The organism is Bifidobacterium sp. LH_743 (assembly GCF_056355775.1).
Map to the genome: position 1 here is coordinate 51171 of NZ_JBKESZ010000007.1, position 15393 is coordinate 66563.

Below are 15393 nucleotides of genomic sequence, written 5' to 3' on the forward strand. Positions count from 1 at the left end.
CATCATGTCTGCAACGACTGGGGCTGTTGCCCAGAACAAGAACGACATTCCCTGGAACAAGCACGTGCGCCAGAAGCAGAAGCCGGGCGACCTGGCTGTGTCGGGCATCATCAACCTGCTGCTGCTCCTGACAGTCGTGGCGGTGCTCTACCCGCTGTGGTTCGTGGTCGTCGCCTCGTTCTCGAACCCGAACGCCGTGGCCGGCGGCGAAGTGCTGCTGCTGCCGAAGGGCGTGACCTTCGCGGGATACGCCAAAGTGTTCGCCAACCAGCGCATCTGGCAGGGCTATCTCAACACCATCATCTACTCGGTGGTCGGCACCGCGCTCAACATGGCAGTGACCATTCCATGCGCCTTCGCCCTGTCCCGCCGCGAATTCAAGCCGCGCCGCGTGATCATGTTCCTGTTCACCGTGACCATGTTCATCGCCGGCGGTCTGATCCCGAACTACTTGCTGTACAAGAGCCTCGGCATCAACAACAGCATGTGGGTGTTCATCCTGCCCGGCGCGGTCTCCGTGTACAACGTGATCGTGGCCCGCTCCTTCTTCGACACCTCCATTCCTGAGGAGCTGTTCGATGCGGCGCAGATCGATGGTCTGAGCTACTTCGGCTACTTCTTCAAGATCGTCCTGCCGCTGAGCTCCGCGATTCTGGCTGTGATCGGCCTGTACTACTTCGTCGGCCACTGGAACGACTTCATGACGGGCCTTATCTACATCACCGACGACACCAAGCAGCCGTTGCAGGTGGTGTTGCAGCAGTTGCTGCTCGTGGCGCAAGGCACCGGCACCAACGTCAACGCGGCCGCCCAACAGCAGGCCGCCGACCAGATCAAGTTCGGCATCATCATCGTGTCCACACTGCCTCTGCTGGTGCTCTACCCGTTCCTGCAGAAGTACTTCAACAAGGGCGTGATGCTCGGCGCCGTCAAGGGCTGAGTCCGAATCGCGATCCTGCAAAAGGTAATCGAACCGAGACAACCAAACCAACCAATAGAAAGGATTCGCCATGCTTGCCCGTTTCTCTGTGGCCTACGAGCACTTCTGCCGTCTGCTGGTCACGCTTTTCGTGGTCAACGTGGCCATACTCGCGCACACGCTGATGGGCGCCGTGATGTTGGGATTCCTTCCTTCGCTCGCGGCGGCGCAGTCCACGTTCCGCACGTGGCTGCTTTCCGAGGACCGTTCAATGCGGGCCAAGGAAGTATGGAAGACCTTCCACGGCTTCTGGAAAAGCGAGTTCAAGCGTGCGAATCTTTTCGGTTGGCCGCTGGTTGTCCTCTGGGCCGTGGTTATCGTCGACTATTACGTGATGAACTGGCATGCGCGCAACGATTTCGATATCGCGATTTCCGGCGTGCTGCTGCTCATCATCGTCATACTGGCGGTGTTCTCGTCCCTGGTTTGGGTGGTGCGCGCGAACTACGATGAACGTCCCCTCTGGATCGTCCGCACGACGCTGGCGATGATCGTGGCACGTCCGGTGTGCAGCCTTCTGCAGGCCGGACTGCTGGTCCTCACCGTGCTCGTATGGGCCCAATGGCCGGGAATCCTTATGGTTTTCGGCATATCCCTGCCGATGTTCTGCGTGATCTGGATCGTCTACTCGTTCGGGCGTCTGCCCGGGATGGACATCCACGACCGTGAGGAGAACAAGACGGCTTTGGCCAGAGGCTAGGCCTTTCGGCTACAGACGGAGGAGAGGTGATACAATGGCGCAGTCGTCCACAACGCAACGAGTGAACAGGTCGAAACGGTTGGTATCCATCAAAGACATAGCCAAGGAAACAGGGGTTTCCGTATGCACCGTGTCTTTGGTCATGAACAACAAGGACCGCAACCGCGTCAGCAAGGCGGTCGCGCAGAAGATTCGCGAAACCGCCAAGGATATGGGGTACAAGCCCAATTCCGTGGCGCGTTCGTTGCGCACCAGCAAATCCAACACCTTGGGTTTCGTCACCGATGAGATCGCCACTACGCCGTACGCAGGAAGGATTCTCCAGGGCGCACAGGACGCCGCGCGCAAGCTCGGATACATCCTGCTTACCGCCAACACCAACAACGACGCCGATTTTGAGAACCAGGAGATAACCGCCCTCCGTCGATACAACGTGGATGGATTCCTGTACGCCATGATGTACCACCGCAAGGTGGACATTCCTGAGGCTCTGGAAGGCAGTCCGACCGTAGTGGTGGACAGCGAGGACGCCGCGGGGAAGGTTCCCTCGATCTACCCCGATGACGAACTGGCCGGATATGATGCCACCAAACGTCTGATTCAGGCCGGATGCCGGCGTATCGTCTACTACGGAACCGAGGCGGACATCATCGCGCAAGGTCTTCGATTCGAAGGATACAAGCGCGCGCTTGCGGAGTCCGGTATCCCGTTCGATGACGCTCTGGTGGTCAACGTGCTGGAAATGACCAACGCGGCTGACGAGGCGGCACGGGTGCTCGACGAGATCAAGCCGGACGGCATCTTCTGCTTCAACGACGTGCGTGCCACCTTCATCTACGAGGCCGCACGCGAACGCGGAGTGCGCATCGGCGCTGACGTCTCGGTGATCAGCATCGACAACCAGCCGTTCATCACGGACGTGCTCAAGCCATCCCTGACCACGCTGGAACTGCCTCACTATGAAATGGGTTTCGAGGCAATCCGTCAGCTCGTGGGCATGCTTGATGGCGACGAGGCTGTGAAGGATCTCAAATCCGATCATGGCGTGGCGGTGCAGGGCCATCGCGACGGCGCCGAAATGGCTTTGCGGTGCCGTGTCATCGAACGCGACTCCATCGTGTCGTGACGACCGGCTGATTCGGCTTCCCGTATTCGTTTTCTTTTCCGATACCTTTTACTTTTCACCTACTTTTCACCCCTTTTACCTTTTTTCTCAAAACGTAGCCATGTGATGTCCGGTCATGTGGCGCTATAGAGGAGACCATTATGTCCGACAACTATTCCATCTCCATCGAAACCGGCGACTACCGATTGCTTGAGGTGTTCGCCGAACGTGGCGACGCCGGCGCCAGCATCGCCATCACCAATGAGAACGGCAACGAGATCGCCAGCCATGCCATGCCGGTGGCCGAACGTCGTCATCGCTTCTCGATTCCGGTGCCGACGAACGCACGCATCACAGTGAACCTGCGGGGACTGACCGCACGGTTCGCGTATCTGTCCGAATGCGAGGATCTCCTCGACAACGGTGTGCGCTTCGTGAGCATGAACCCGTATGACACCGAATGGGACGCGCAGCCGACGCTGGAACAGGTCTACGACCGTTTCGGACGCCCCGCCGCGCACTTCGAGCCATTCGCACGCTGGATGAACGACCCGAACGGCCTGTGCCGTTTCCAGGGACGCTACCACCTGTTCTACCAGTTCAATCCGTACGGCTTCGGCTGGGACAACATGCATTGGGGCCACGCGGTGAGCCGCGACTTGGTGCATTGGACTCATCTGCCGATCTTCCTCGAACCGCAGCCTGAGCTGCATACCGACGAACGCATCGTCGGAGGCGCGTTCTCCGGCTCCGCGGTGACGGTGGACGAACATGACAACCCCTGCAAGGGCGATGACGCGACCGCCATCCGCCTGTATCTGACCCGCCATCTGGAGACCCGCGGCGACGAATCGTCCGTCACCGAATACCAGACCACCTGCCTGTGCGAGGACGGCGTGCATCTGAGCGTCGAATCGCCGGTGGCGCTGCGCGTGAACGATGATTTCGGCTTCGACTTCCGCGATCCGAAGGTGGAGACCGGCATGTCCGGCGAGGCCATCGATCCGGAACGCGCCTATATGGTGACTGCAACGAACCTGCCTGTCGCCCGATTCGACGCGGATGCAGTGTCTTCAGCCGTTCCCGGCATCAGCGCCCAAGGCACTGACGGCTGGTTCACCTGCTCACCGCAGGGCAAGCCGGGCGTCGATAAGCCGAATATGAATACGGTTCCGGCCATGACGCTCTTCTCCGCCAAGAAGCCGCTCAAGCGCAACACGACTTGGCGGTATGAGGGACCCGTGCTCGCCGACTTCGGACATCAGCTGTCGCGCACCTACGAATGCCCGGATCTGTTCCAGCTCGATGGCAAGACGGTCGCCATCGGCGCTCTGATGCACTACCGCGACAAGCAGGGCCGTTTCCAGCAGGTCCGTTGGTATGAGGGCGATCTCAAGGCCACCGCCGACGGTCCACGTCTGCAGGTCGAAAATAGCGATTGGTGCGATTTCGGCACCGGCTATTACGCGACGCAGAGCTTTGCCGCCGATGACGGTCGCCGCATCGTGTTCGGCTGGTTCACCGATTTCCCCGCGATGCGCGTGGAGAAGCCGTGCATCGCCAATGGCATGATGTCGCTGCCGCGCGAGCTGCACGTGCGCGACGGCCGCCTGGCCAGCCGTCCGGTCGAGGAAGTGTACGAGCAGTTGCTGGGCGAGAGCCTGCAGTCTCGCACGGATGATGGCGCCACCGCCTTTGCCGTACCGAACAACGCGTATTATGCCGACGTGCGTCTCGCGGACGACGCCGACTTCTTGATGACCATCGCGACCGGCGTCAATCCGGCCAACGGCGAACCGACGGAACTGCAGCTGCAGCGCCGGAACGGTATGACCCGACTGGTCACGAAGGGCACGGTCGTCGACGACGTCGATTTCGACAGCGGCATCACCGACGTGCGCCGCGTCGAGATCTTCTTCGACCGCAGCGTGGTGGAGGTGTTCCTCAATGACGGCGAGGCCGCGGGCAGCATGCTGTTCCAAGGCAAGGACGGTGACGGCGAATTCCGTCTCACCGCCGACGGCAAGGTCGAAGGAACGGACGTCCGCTCGCTCAACTCCATCTGGAAGTGACGTACGGGGTTACGGTGCGACCATCGCAGGTATGTATGTTGAGTAGATGCAATATGCACGGAATATATATGAGCGTTGTCGCGTCGTGATCCAATGGTGATGGAAAACGTCTCAAAATATAACGGGACGGCAGGAAAGGCACGTGTTTTGGCACGTGCCTTTCCTATACTTGAGGGCACGTCCGGCAATTCGCCGGGACGGTAACTGGATATTCGCACCTACATGATTAGGGAGTTCCATGAACAAGGCAATCATCACCGTCGTCGGCCAGGACACTGTCGGCATCATCGCTCGCGTCTGCACCTACCTTTCCGCGCACAAGGTCAACGTACTCGACATCTCCCAGACCATCATCGACGGCTTCTTCAACATGATGATGATTGTGGATTATTCCAACACGGACAAGGAATTCGGCGAGGTCGTGGACGACCTCGACAAGCTCGGCGAGGAGATCGGCGTGCGCATCCGCTGCCAGCGCGAGGAGATCTTCACCAAGATGCACCGCGTCTGATCCGCGGCTCACGTGAGTCATCCAAGCAACCGAAGCCACGAATCGTACCAATCGTAAGGAAGAACCATGCTGAATATCATGGAGGTCCACGAGACCAACAAGATGATCGAGCAGGAGAAGCTCGACGTGCGCACCATCACCATGGGCATCAGCCTGCTGGACTGCGCCGCCGACAGCGTCGACGAGGTCTGCGAGAACATCTACAACAAGATCACCACCTACGCCAAGGACCTCGTGTCCACCGGCAAGGCCATCGAACGCGACTACGGCATCCCGATCGTCAACAAGCGCATCACCGTCACCCCGATCTCGCTGGTCGGCGCAAGCTCCTGCAAGAGCTCCGAGGATTTCGTCAAGATCGCGCACGCGCTTGACCGTGCGGCCAAGAAGGTCGGCGTCGACCTGATCGGCGGCTACTCCGCGCTCGTGTCCAAGTCCATGACCCCGGCCGAGGAAATGCTCATCCGCTCCCTGCCGCAGGCCCTGTCCGAAACCGACATCGTATGCTCCTCGGTGAACGTGGGCTCCACCAAGACCGGCATCGACATGAACTCCGTCGAACTGCTCGGCCATATCGTCAAGGACATCGCGCATGCCACCGCCGACAACGACTCCTACGGCTGCGTGAAGTTCGTGGCGTTCTGCAACGCCCCGGACGACAACCCGTTCATGGCCGGCGGCTTCCACGGCGTGACCGAAGGCGACGCGGTCATCAACGTCGGCGTCTCCGGCCCGGGCGTGGTCTCCCGCGCACTGGACGAAGCCAAGGGCAAGGACTTCGAGTTCCTGTGCGAAACCATCAAGCGCACCGCGTTCAAGATCACGCGCGTCGGCCAGCTCGTGGCTCAGGAAGCCTCCCGCCGTCTCGGCGTGCCGTTCGGCATCATCGACCTGTCGCTCGCGCCAACCCCGGCCGTGGGCGATTCCGTCGGCGAAGTGCTGGAGAAAATCGGTCTCGAACAGGTCGGCGCCCCCGGCACCACCGCGGCGCTCGCCATGCTCAACGACCAGGTGAAGAAGGGCGGCATCATGGCGTCCTCCTACGTGGGCGGCCTGTCCGGCGCGTTCATCCCGGTCTCCGAAGACAAGAACATGATCGACGCGGCCAACAACGGCTGCCTGAAGATCGAGAAGCTTGAGGCCATGACCTGCGTATGCTCCGTCGGCCTCGACATGATCGCCATCCCCGGCGACACCACCGCTGCCACCATCTCCGGCATCATCGCCGACGAGGCGGCCATCGGCATGGTCAACCAGAAGACCACCGCCGTGCGCGTGATTCCGGTGGAAGGCAAGGGCGTGGGCGAAATGGCCAACTTCGGCGGTCTGATGGGCTACGCGCCAATCATTCCGGTGAACCAGACCAGCTGCGAGGCCTTCGTGACCCGTGGAGGCCGTATCCCGGCACCGATCCACTCCTTCAAGAACTGATTGGCCAATCGATTGATTGATTGATTGATTGATTGGCTGATTGCGCCGCGCGTATTCGCGTTCGTGCTTGCTTCGACCCCTCTGCGGAGGGGTCGTTGTGTTATTGCGGGCGATGAGATGGCTGCGGGCTCGGTGGGGGAGGAGCATGGATTCGTGCACAGGGTCTGCGATGCGGACGTACGGAGGACATGGAGCGTGCAAGCGCGGATTCTCAGGAAACACGCAGAAAAACATGGTGGTTTCTGAAGGTTTGGGAGGTTAGCTATGTCTTAGCTTCAAAAAGCCCCGAACCGTAAGGTTCCCGATAATTGAATCCCTTCTTCTCTCTTCTCTCTCTAAGTCCGGAGGCCTCCACCTCCGGACTTTCTTGTTTTCCTGCTTGCTGGTCTAGTGATCGTACCACTGCTGATGTCATCGTGGAATTGCCTGTTCCGGCTCTCGAAAGTTTCCACTGCCATCCGACTGGTTTCACAAAAAGTGCAGAAATGCGGTAAAATGCACTTTTAAAAAGTGCAGGAATGCGACAAGATTAAGTTTTAAAAAGTGTGGAAATCGGGAACGAGGTGTGAGCCGCCATGTTCAAACGGAAGATGTACGATGTCCTGCTCGATTGGAAATCACGATCCCAAGGCAGGACGGCCATGCTGGTCGAGGGCGCACGGCGCGTTGGCAAGTCGACCGTCGTGGAGGAGTTCGCCAGACGCGAGTACCGCAGTTACATATTCGTCGATTTCGCCGAGGCCTCCCGTGACATCCGTGATTTGTTCGACGACGTGTCCGACCTCGACTACCTGTTCCTGCAGCTCCAGCTGAGGTATTCGGCCAGGCTGTTCGACAGGGAGTCGCTGATCGTGTTCGACGAGGTCCAGATGTGTCCGAAAGCGAGGCAGGCTATCAAGCGGCTCGTCAAAGACGGTAGGTACGACTACATCGAAACCGGGTCTCTCGTCTCGATACGCAGGAACACCAAGGACATCCTCATTCCCAGTGAGGAGGAGCGTGTGCAGATGCGTCCGATGGACTTCGAGGAGTTCCTGTGGGCGCGCGGCGACGATGCTACGGTTCCGCTCCTGCAGGGGGCTTTCTCCTCGCGCAAGCCCTTGGGGGAGAAACTCAACCGCAGGCTCATGCGAGATTTTCGACTTTACATGCTTGTGGGCGGCATGCCTCAGGCCGTGGACGCGCTGATACGGACCAACGACCTACGCGCGGTCGACGACATCAAACGCATGATCATCGATCTGTACGAGGAGGACTTCCACAAAATCAGTCCATCAGGCGCGCTGTCTATGCTGTTCGATGCGATTCCCGCCCAGCTCGCCAAGAAATCCTCACGTTACCATGTGTCAAGCGTGCTCGCAGGCCGCCGGGCGGAGGACATTCTCGAAGAAATCGCGGAGCTCGCGGACTCCAAGACCGTGCTTGTCGCCCGCCGTACCGATGATCCGAATGCCGGACTCTCCTCGAGCGTCGACTTGGGGAAGTTCAAACTGTACCTGGCGGACACCGGACTGTTCGTGACCCTCGCCTTCAGGGACGCAGACTTCACTGACAATATTGTGTACGAAAAGCTCCTGTCAGACAAACTGCCTGTGAACCTCGGTATGATTTACGAGAACGTCGTGGCTCAGGAGCTCACAGCCCATGGGCGCAAGCTGTTCTACCATACTTGGCCCAAGCCGGGTACGACCCGTAACTACGAGATCGATTTCATCGTGCCCGACGGCAAGAAGATCAACCCCATCGAAGTCAAGTCATCGGGATACAAGACGCACGCTTCGCTGGATGCGTTCTCCGAAAAGTACCACTTACGCGTCGGCAGGCAGTACCTCGTCTACACCAAGGACCTACGTCGTGATGGCGCCATCGACTGCATTCCGACCTACATGTGCGCATTCCTGTAGGAAGGATGGAATCGCCTCCTGTGGGTGCCATATCCATGAACAACGTTCAGATACCACAGAGAGGCGGACGCTTTCTTGGAAAAAGCATGCACCATACTATTGGCGTCTCGACAAAAGCGACGACAACCTTTTGAAATTCGCGGTGAAAAAACAATAATCGCGGTGAAAGTAACGAATGCTGTTACTTTCACCGCGATTATTGGGGGGGTGTTGGGAAGTCCTGCTAGGGCTTTCTCATCATGCGCTGGTTGTGATTAGGAGCAAGCCTTGCGGCTCGGCTGTGGTATTTCCTCGCTCGGCGGGGCTGTGCGGAAACCAACTGGGATTCCTCGTCACGCCCCGGTTGCAATTAAGGACCGGCCTTCGGCCGGGCTGTGTTGTTTCCTCGCTCGGCACTGTCGTGCCTCGCTCGGCGGAGCTATGCAGAAGCCCACTGGGCTTCTGCATCACGCTCCGCCCGCGAATCCCAGCTGACGCCAGGCTTCGTAGATGGCGATGGAGGCGCAGTTGGTGAGGTTCAGGCTGCGCAGGCTCGGACGCATCGGCAGACGCACCTGCTCGGCCACATGCGGACCGGCCATGATGTCCATCGGATCGGGGATGTTGCCCGGCTCCGGGCCGAACAGCAGGATGTCGGTCGGCCTGTATTCGATGTCCGTGTACAGCTTGGTGGCATGCGCGGTGAATGCGATGATGCGCGAATCGGGCATCGATTCCACCAGATCCTCGAAATTCGGGTGCAGCACCACATGCGCCATGTCATGGTAGTCGAGCCCTGCACGGCGCAGCTTGGTGTCGCGCAGATTGAAGCCCAGCGGCTCTACCAGGTGCAGGATCGTGCCGGTCACGGCGCACAGGCGGATCGCGGAACCCGTGTTGCCCGGAATGCGCGGGGAGTAGTAGCACAGGTGCGGGGTGGAGGTCTCCGCCTTGGCCGCGTCCTTCGCACTCAGCATGGCATCCACCACGGAAATCGGATTGCCATGCGCGTCGGTCACCAGCTCGTCCGGCCCGTAATTGGACTTGCGGTACCCGTATTCGAACATCTTCTCGACCTTGGCCTCCGCCGCGGCGGTTTCGGCGTTCGGCGTTGCGCCCTGCGCGGTATCGGTATGCTCTTCATTCGTCATAAATGCTAAGAATAGGAACGATGAACGACACGAACACCATGCATACGGCCCTATGCGGCAATACCACGACAATCGCCATCGAAACCGATGCCGACGAAATCGAAACGGCGCTCGCGCAATGGTGGCACGACAACGCGCGCGACCTGCCATGGCGATTCGGCCGCACCACACCGTGGGGCGTGCTCGTCTCCGAAGTGATGAGCCAGCAGACGCAGATGGGCCGCGTCGTGCCGTACTGGACGGCATGGATGGAACGATGGCCGGACGCGGCCGCGCTCGCCGAAGCTCCCAAATCCGACGTGATCACCGCGTGGGGCAGGCTTGGCTATCCGAGACGGGCGTTGCGATTACGGGAATGCGCCCACGTCGTCGCATGCGATTACGCCGACGAGCTGCCGCGTACCTATGACGAATTATTGGCATTGCCCGGCATCGGCGATTACACGGCCAGTGCGGTGCTGTCGTTCGCTTTCGGCGAACGTATCGCGGTCATCGACACGAATATCCGTCGTGTGCTGTCCCGCGCGTTCGTCGGTGTCGAATCGCTCGGAGGAGCGGCAAGCCCGGCGGAACGCGCGCTGGCGAAACGGCTGCTGCCGGACGATGGTCCCGCGAAATGCCGCCGCTTCGATCGGCCTTCCGTCGTGTGGAACCAATCCGTGATGGAACTCGGCGCGACCGTGTGCACCGCGAAATCGCCATTGTGCGACGCCTGTCCGATCGCGGCTCAATGCGCGTTCCTGCGCAACGGAAGACCGGGGCTGGGGGAGCGTCGCACGCGTCCCCGCCAACGGTTCCAAGGAACGGATCGTCAGGTGCGTGGTCTGGTGCTGAACGCGCTGCGCGGACTGCCGGATGACGAGACGACGCTCGATCGTGAAAACGTCGAAAAACTGTGGCAGGACCATGTGCAGCTCGACAAATGCATCGCGTCGCTTGACGAGGACGGGCTTATCGAAATCCTGCCCGGAGGAGGCGTGCGGCTTCCCGCCTGAGCCCACCTGGGCTTGTTCAAGCCTGCTTGGGCCCGTCCAGACCTGCCCGGACGCGAAGTGACGCGCGCAGTGCATGCGGAAACCGCTTGGAACACGGCACGCTAGACTGGGAGCCATGGCTCAAAAGACCTCTCCACGAACCGGCAAAAAACGTACGAAAAAACAGCAGGCGGTGTATCGTCGCCGCCGTATCGTCGTAGGCGTTGCTCTGGTCGTGGTGCTGAGTTTCATCGTGTTCTGCCTGTATTCGCTTTCCCTGGGCATCGTGGCGGTCAATCGCGAAATCCATCACGCCGATGTGTACGCGATCTCCCGCAAGGAAGTGCCATCGCCGACCGCGCAGCAGAAGAAGAGCAACGTACCCGATTGCGACGCGTCCGACATCGCGTTGTCGGTCACGCCGTCCGCATCGAGTTTCGGTGTGGGGGATTCGATGGATTTCGCCGTCTCCGTGAAGTACGACGGCACGAGCAAAGCCGGTTGCCTGATTGACGTCTCCCAATCCGGCACGGTGTTGACGATCAAATCGGGCAAGGACGTGATCTGGAAGTCGAACGTGTGTCCGGTGGACCCGGATTACCGTTTGCTGGCCAAGGGCGACGAGGTCAAGCAGACGATCACATGGCCGGGCGTGCGCTCCGGCACGGAATGCGCGGACGCGGCCGACCTGCCGAAGGTGGACCGGGGCGTGTACTCCGCCCAACTGTCGGTCAAGGGGCATGCGAAAACCAAGTCGGAGCCGGTCGGCATCACCGTGGAGTGAAAATCTATAGGGTATGCTATTCTCTTGACTTTGCGTAGATGCGTGTCATATAGCGGGCACGCTGACAAGGAAGAAGCGCCCGCGTATTCGGCATATGGTGGCCAATGAGAGCGCTTCCGGGGAAACGTATCGATACGATTAGCGAGCGATAAGGAACGTCCATTGGCTGAGGCTACGACGAACACCACCACCATCATCGCACGCGCCGACCAGCACGACATTGATCTGCACAAGGCGTCGGACCGTGTGAACTTCGGCTCCATCCGCGAGCCCATTGATGTACCCTACCTGTTGGGTGTACAGACCGATAGCTTTGATTGGCTCATCGGCAACGAACGCTGGAAGAAGCGCGTCGAGGAGGACGAGGCGAACGGCACCAACACCGTGCCGCACACCTCCGGACTTGACGAGGTCTTCCAGGAGATCTCCCCGATCGAGAATTTCGCTCAGACCATGAGCCTGACCTTCTCCGATCCGTACTTCGAGGAACCGCGCCACACCGTGCAGGAGTGCAAGGAGAAGGACTACACCTACTCCGCGCCGCTGTACGTGAACGCCGAATTCGAGAACGGCGACACCGGCGAAATCAAGTCCCAGACCGTGTTCATGGGCGATTTCCCGCTGCAGACCCCGCACGGCACCTTCATCATCGGCGGCACCGAGCGAGTGATCGTGTCCCAGCTCGTGCGCTCCCCGGGCGTGTACTTCGACCGCACTCAGGACCGTACCTCCGACAAGGAGGTCTTCGGCGCGAAGATCATCCCGAGCCGTGGCGCATGGCTCGAGTTCGAGATCGACAAGCGCGACGTCCTCGGCGTGCGCGTGGACCGCAAGCGCAAGCAGTCCGCCATCGTGTTCCTCATGGCCATCGGCATGACCAAGGATGAGATCGCCGACGCCTTCAAGGACTACCCGCTGGTCATGGACGCGCTCGCCAAGGAGACCGTGCAGACCCAGGACGAGGCCCTGACCGACCTGTACCGCAAGATCCGTCCTGCCGACACTCCGACTCCGGAAGCCGGCAAGAACCTGCTGGATTCCTTCTACTTCAACACCAAGCGTTACGATCTGGCCCGCGTCGGCCGCTACAAGATCAACCGCAAGCTTGGTCTGGAAAAGGACATCAACGACCGCAGCCTGTCCCGTGAGGACATCATCGCCACCATCAAGTACCTGGTCACCCTGCATGCGGGCGATACCAAGTTCCCGGGCAAGCGCGACGGCAAGGATGTCGACCTGCGCGTGGACGTCGATGATATCGACCACTTCGGCAATCGTCGTATCCGCCAGGTCGGCGAGCTGATCCAGAACCAGCTTCGTACCGGTCTGAGCCGTATGGAGCGCGTGGTTCGCGAGCGTATGACCACCCAGGATCCGGAGGCCATCACCCCGCAGTCCCTGATCAACATCCGTCCGGTGAACGCCACCATCAAGGAGTTCTTCGGCACCTCCCAGCTGTCCCAGTTCATGGATCAGAACAACCCGTTGGCCGGTGTGACCAACAAGCGTCGTCTGTCCGCTCTGGGCCCCGGCGGCCTGTCCCGTGACCGCGCCTCCATGGAAGTGCGCGACGTGCACCCGTCTCACTTCGGCCGTATGTGCCCGATCGAATCCCCTGAAGGCCCGAACATCGGTCTGATCGGCTCCCTGGCAACCTTCGGCCGCATCAACCCGTTCGGCTTCATCGAGACCCCGTACCGCAAGGTCGTCAACGGCCACGTCACCGACGAGGTCGAGTACATGACCGCTGACCGCGATGCCGAGCACGTCATCGCCCAGGCCAACCAGGAGCTCGACGAGAACGGCAACTTCGTCAAGAAGCAGGCCCTCGCCCGAGTCGGCGAAGAGGAAGCGGTCGATGTGCCGGTCAGCTCCGTCGATTACATGGACGTCTCCCCGCGCCAGATGGTGTCCGTCGGCGCATCCCTGATTCCGTTCCTGGAGCACGATGAGGGCCACCGAGCGCTGATGGGTACCAACATGCAGCGTCAGGCCGTGCCGCTGATCGAATCCGAGCGTCCGCTCGTGGGCACCGGCGCCGAATGGCGCGCCGCCGTCGATTCCGGCGACGTCATCCTGGCCGAGAAGCCGGGCGTGGTGACCTACGTGTCCGCCGACATCATCCGCACCATGAACGACGACGGCACCACCAGCTCCTACAAGCTGGCCAAGTTCCAGCGTTCCAACCAGACCACCTGCTACAACCAGGTCCCGCTCATCCACGACGGCGAACGCGTGGAAGCCGGCACCGTGCTTGCCGATGGTCCGGCCACCCAGAAGGGCGAAATGGCACTGGGCAAGAACCTGCTCATCGCCTTCATGCCTTGGAACGGCTACAACTATGAGGACGCCGTGATTATCTCCCAGCGTCTCGTGCAGGACGACACTCTGAGCTCCATCCACATCGAGGAGTACGAGATCGACGCCCGCGAGACCAAGCTGGGCGCCGAGGAAATCACCCGCGACCTGCCGAACGTCGGCGAGGACGCGGTGGCCAACCTCGACGAGCGCGGCATCATCCGCATCGGCGCCGAGGTCGAGGCCGGTGACATCCTGGTCGGCAAGGTCACCCCGAAGGGCGAGACCGAGCTGACTCCGGAAGAGCGCCTGCTGCGCGCCATCTTCGGTGAGAAGAGCCGCGAGGTGCGTGACACCTCGCTGCGCGTGCCCCACGGTGAGACCGGTACCGTCATCGCGGTCAAGGAGATCACCCGTGAGGATGCCGAGGAGGACGGCGACGAGCTGCCGAACGGCGTCAACCAGATGATCCGTGTCTACATCGCCCAGCATCGTAAGATCACCCAGGGCGACAAGCTCTCCGGCCGCCACGGCAACAAGGGCGTCATCTCCCGCATCCTGCCGGAAGAGGACATGCCGTTCCTCGCCGATGGCACCCCGGTCGACATCATGCTCAACCCGTTGGGCGTGCCTTCTCGAATGAACCTCGGCCAGGTGCTGGAACTGCACCTCGGCTGGATCGCGCACGCCGGTTGGGACATCTCCCTCGACCCGGATGCTGAAGCCGCATGGAAGAAGTACGTGCCGAAGGGTGCCGAAAAGGGCGCTCCGGGCACCCCGGTGGCAACCCCGGTGTTCGATGGTGTCCGTCCGGAAACCATCAAGGGCCTGCTCAGCTGCACCCTTCCGGACCGCGACGGCAACAAGCTTGTCGGCCCCGACGGCAAGGCGACCCTGTTCGACGGCCGTACCGGCGAACCGTTCCCGAAGCCGATCTCCGTGGGCTACATGTACATGCTGAAGCTGCACCACCTGGTCGACGACAAGATCCACGCCCGCTCCACCGGCCCGTACTCCATGATCACCCAGCAGCCGCTGGGCGGCAAGGCCCAGTTCGGTGGCCAGCGCTTCGGCGAGATGGAAGTGTGGGCCCTCGAGGCCTACGGTGCCGCCTATACGCTGCACGAGATGATGACCACCAAGTCCGATGACGTCGACGGCCGTGTGCGCGTCTACGGCGCCATCGTGAAGGGCGACAACCTGCCGCCGGCAGGCATCCCGGAGTCCTTCAAGGTGCTGCTCAAGGAAATGCAGTCCCTGTCCCTGAACGTCGAAGTGCTCAACGCCGAAGGCGTGGCCATCGACATGAAGGACGAGGACGACGATCCGTCCAACGCCTCCGACGACCTCGGCTTCAACATTGGCGCGCGTCCCGACGCACAGGCCAAGGAGGAGCAGGCCGCAGAGGAGCCCGAATTCCAGTGATCGAACGGGACGGCCGCGACGCATGACAAGCGTCGCGTCGCGGCCGTCCCCCGACAAACGTGATAAGCATTAAGAATCGA

At 60.7% G+C, this 15393-nt stretch carries 11 protein-coding genes; 10 read left to right on the top strand and 1 reads right to left on the bottom strand.

Annotated elements, in window-relative coordinates:
- The first annotated feature begins 4 nt into the window (after nt 1-4).
- The 7 genes from AC1ATL_RS08490 to AC1ATL_RS08520 all read left to right on the top strand — a co-directional run bounded on the left by AC1ATL_RS08490 (nt 5) and on the right by AC1ATL_RS08520 (nt 8702).
- Nucleotides 5-940 (top strand): carbohydrate ABC transporter permease, encoded by a 936-nt coding sequence (locus tag AC1ATL_RS08490; protein WP_432623593.1) that lies wholly within the window; start codon nt 5-7, stop codon nt 938-940.
- A gap of 70 nt (nt 941-1010) precedes the next feature.
- Nucleotides 1011-1679 carry a YesL family protein gene (locus AC1ATL_RS08495; RefSeq protein ID WP_476569895.1) on the top strand — a complete coding sequence of 223 codons (669 nt, stop codon included), beginning with the start codon at nt 1011-1013 and terminating at the stop codon, nt 1677-1679.
- 34 nt (nt 1680-1713) lie between these two features.
- The gene (locus tag AC1ATL_RS08500) at nt 1714-2805 is read left to right on the top strand and encodes a LacI family DNA-binding transcriptional regulator (RefSeq protein ID WP_476569896.1); all 1092 of its coding nucleotides are present in this window, start codon (nt 1714-1716) and stop codon (nt 2803-2805) included.
- 140 nt (nt 2806-2945) lie between these two features.
- Nucleotides 2946-4856, top strand: a complete 1911-nt coding sequence (locus AC1ATL_RS08505; protein ID WP_476569897.1) for a GH32 C-terminal domain-containing protein — start codon at nt 2946-2948, stop codon at nt 4854-4856.
- A gap of 238 nt (nt 4857-5094) precedes the next feature.
- Nucleotides 5095-5367 carry an ACT domain-containing protein gene (locus AC1ATL_RS08510; protein WP_026647175.1) on the top strand — a complete coding sequence of 91 codons (273 nt, stop codon included), beginning with the start codon at nt 5095-5097 and terminating at the stop codon, nt 5365-5367.
- 66 nt (nt 5368-5433) lie between these two features.
- The gene (locus AC1ATL_RS08515; RefSeq protein ID WP_476569898.1) at nt 5434-6798 is read left to right on the top strand and encodes a DUF711 family protein; all 1365 of its coding nucleotides are present in this window, start codon (nt 5434-5436) and stop codon (nt 6796-6798) included.
- 575 nt (nt 6799-7373) lie between these two features.
- Nucleotides 7374-8702 (top strand): ATP-binding protein, encoded by a 1329-nt coding sequence (locus AC1ATL_RS08520; RefSeq protein WP_476569899.1) that lies wholly within the window; start codon nt 7374-7376, stop codon nt 8700-8702.
- A gap of 446 nt (nt 8703-9148) precedes the next feature.
- Here the strand turns inward: AC1ATL_RS08520 and AC1ATL_RS08525 are convergent, their stop codons facing one another.
- Nucleotides 9149-9832 (bottom strand): tRNA (cytidine(34)-2'-O)-methyltransferase, encoded by a 684-nt coding sequence (locus AC1ATL_RS08525; RefSeq protein ID WP_432623580.1) that lies wholly within the window; start codon nt 9830-9832, stop codon nt 9149-9151.
- A gap of 38 nt (nt 9833-9870) precedes the next feature.
- On the opposite strand from AC1ATL_RS08525, the gene AC1ATL_RS08530 reads away from it, so the two are divergent.
- The 3 genes from AC1ATL_RS08530 (at nt 9871) to rpoB (ending at nt 15313) form a co-directional block, all read left to right on the top strand.
- A complete protein-coding gene (locus AC1ATL_RS08530; RefSeq protein ID WP_476569916.1) occupies nt 9871-10827 on the top strand; it encodes an HhH-GPD family protein in 957 nt (318 codons plus the stop codon).
- Nucleotides 10828-10942: 115 nt separating this feature from the next.
- Nucleotides 10943-11590, top strand: coding sequence for a hypothetical protein (locus AC1ATL_RS08535; protein WP_432623578.1), 648 nt, complete (start codon nt 10943-10945; stop codon nt 11588-11590).
- A 162-nt stretch (nt 11591-11752) separates the two neighbouring features.
- The gene (gene rpoB / locus AC1ATL_RS08540; protein ID WP_432623576.1) at nt 11753-15313 is read left to right on the top strand and encodes a DNA-directed RNA polymerase subunit beta; all 3561 of its coding nucleotides are present in this window, start codon (nt 11753-11755) and stop codon (nt 15311-15313) included.
- Nucleotides 15314-15393 lie beyond the last annotated feature (80 nt).

Bases quoted from the DNA above. Each gene is read 5' to 3' on its own strand.
- AC1ATL_RS08490 (WP_432623593.1), top strand. From the start codon at position 5: ATGTCTGCAACGACTGGGGCTGTTGCCCAGAACAAGAACGACATTCCC.
- AC1ATL_RS08495 (WP_476569895.1), top strand. From the start codon at position 1,011: ATGCTTGCCCGTTTCTCTGTGGCCTACGAGCACTTCTGCCGTCTGCTG.
- AC1ATL_RS08500 (WP_476569896.1), top strand. From the start codon at position 1,714: ATGGCGCAGTCGTCCACAACGCAACGAGTGAACAGGTCGAAACGGTTG.
- AC1ATL_RS08505 (WP_476569897.1), top strand. From the start codon at position 2,946: ATGTCCGACAACTATTCCATCTCCATCGAAACCGGCGACTACCGATTG.
- AC1ATL_RS08510 (WP_026647175.1), top strand. From the start codon at position 5,095: ATGAACAAGGCAATCATCACCGTCGTCGGCCAGGACACTGTCGGCATC.
- AC1ATL_RS08515 (WP_476569898.1), top strand. From the start codon at position 5,434: ATGCTGAATATCATGGAGGTCCACGAGACCAACAAGATGATCGAGCAG.
- AC1ATL_RS08520 (WP_476569899.1), top strand. From the start codon at position 7,374: ATGTTCAAACGGAAGATGTACGATGTCCTGCTCGATTGGAAATCACGA.
- AC1ATL_RS08525 (WP_432623580.1), bottom strand. From the start codon at position 9,832: ATGACGAATGAAGAGCATACCGATACCGCGCAGGGCGCAACGCCGAAC.
- AC1ATL_RS08530 (WP_476569916.1), top strand. From the start codon at position 9,871: ATGCATACGGCCCTATGCGGCAATACCACGACAATCGCCATCGAAACC.
- AC1ATL_RS08535 (WP_432623578.1), top strand. From the start codon at position 10,943: ATGGCTCAAAAGACCTCTCCACGAACCGGCAAAAAACGTACGAAAAAA.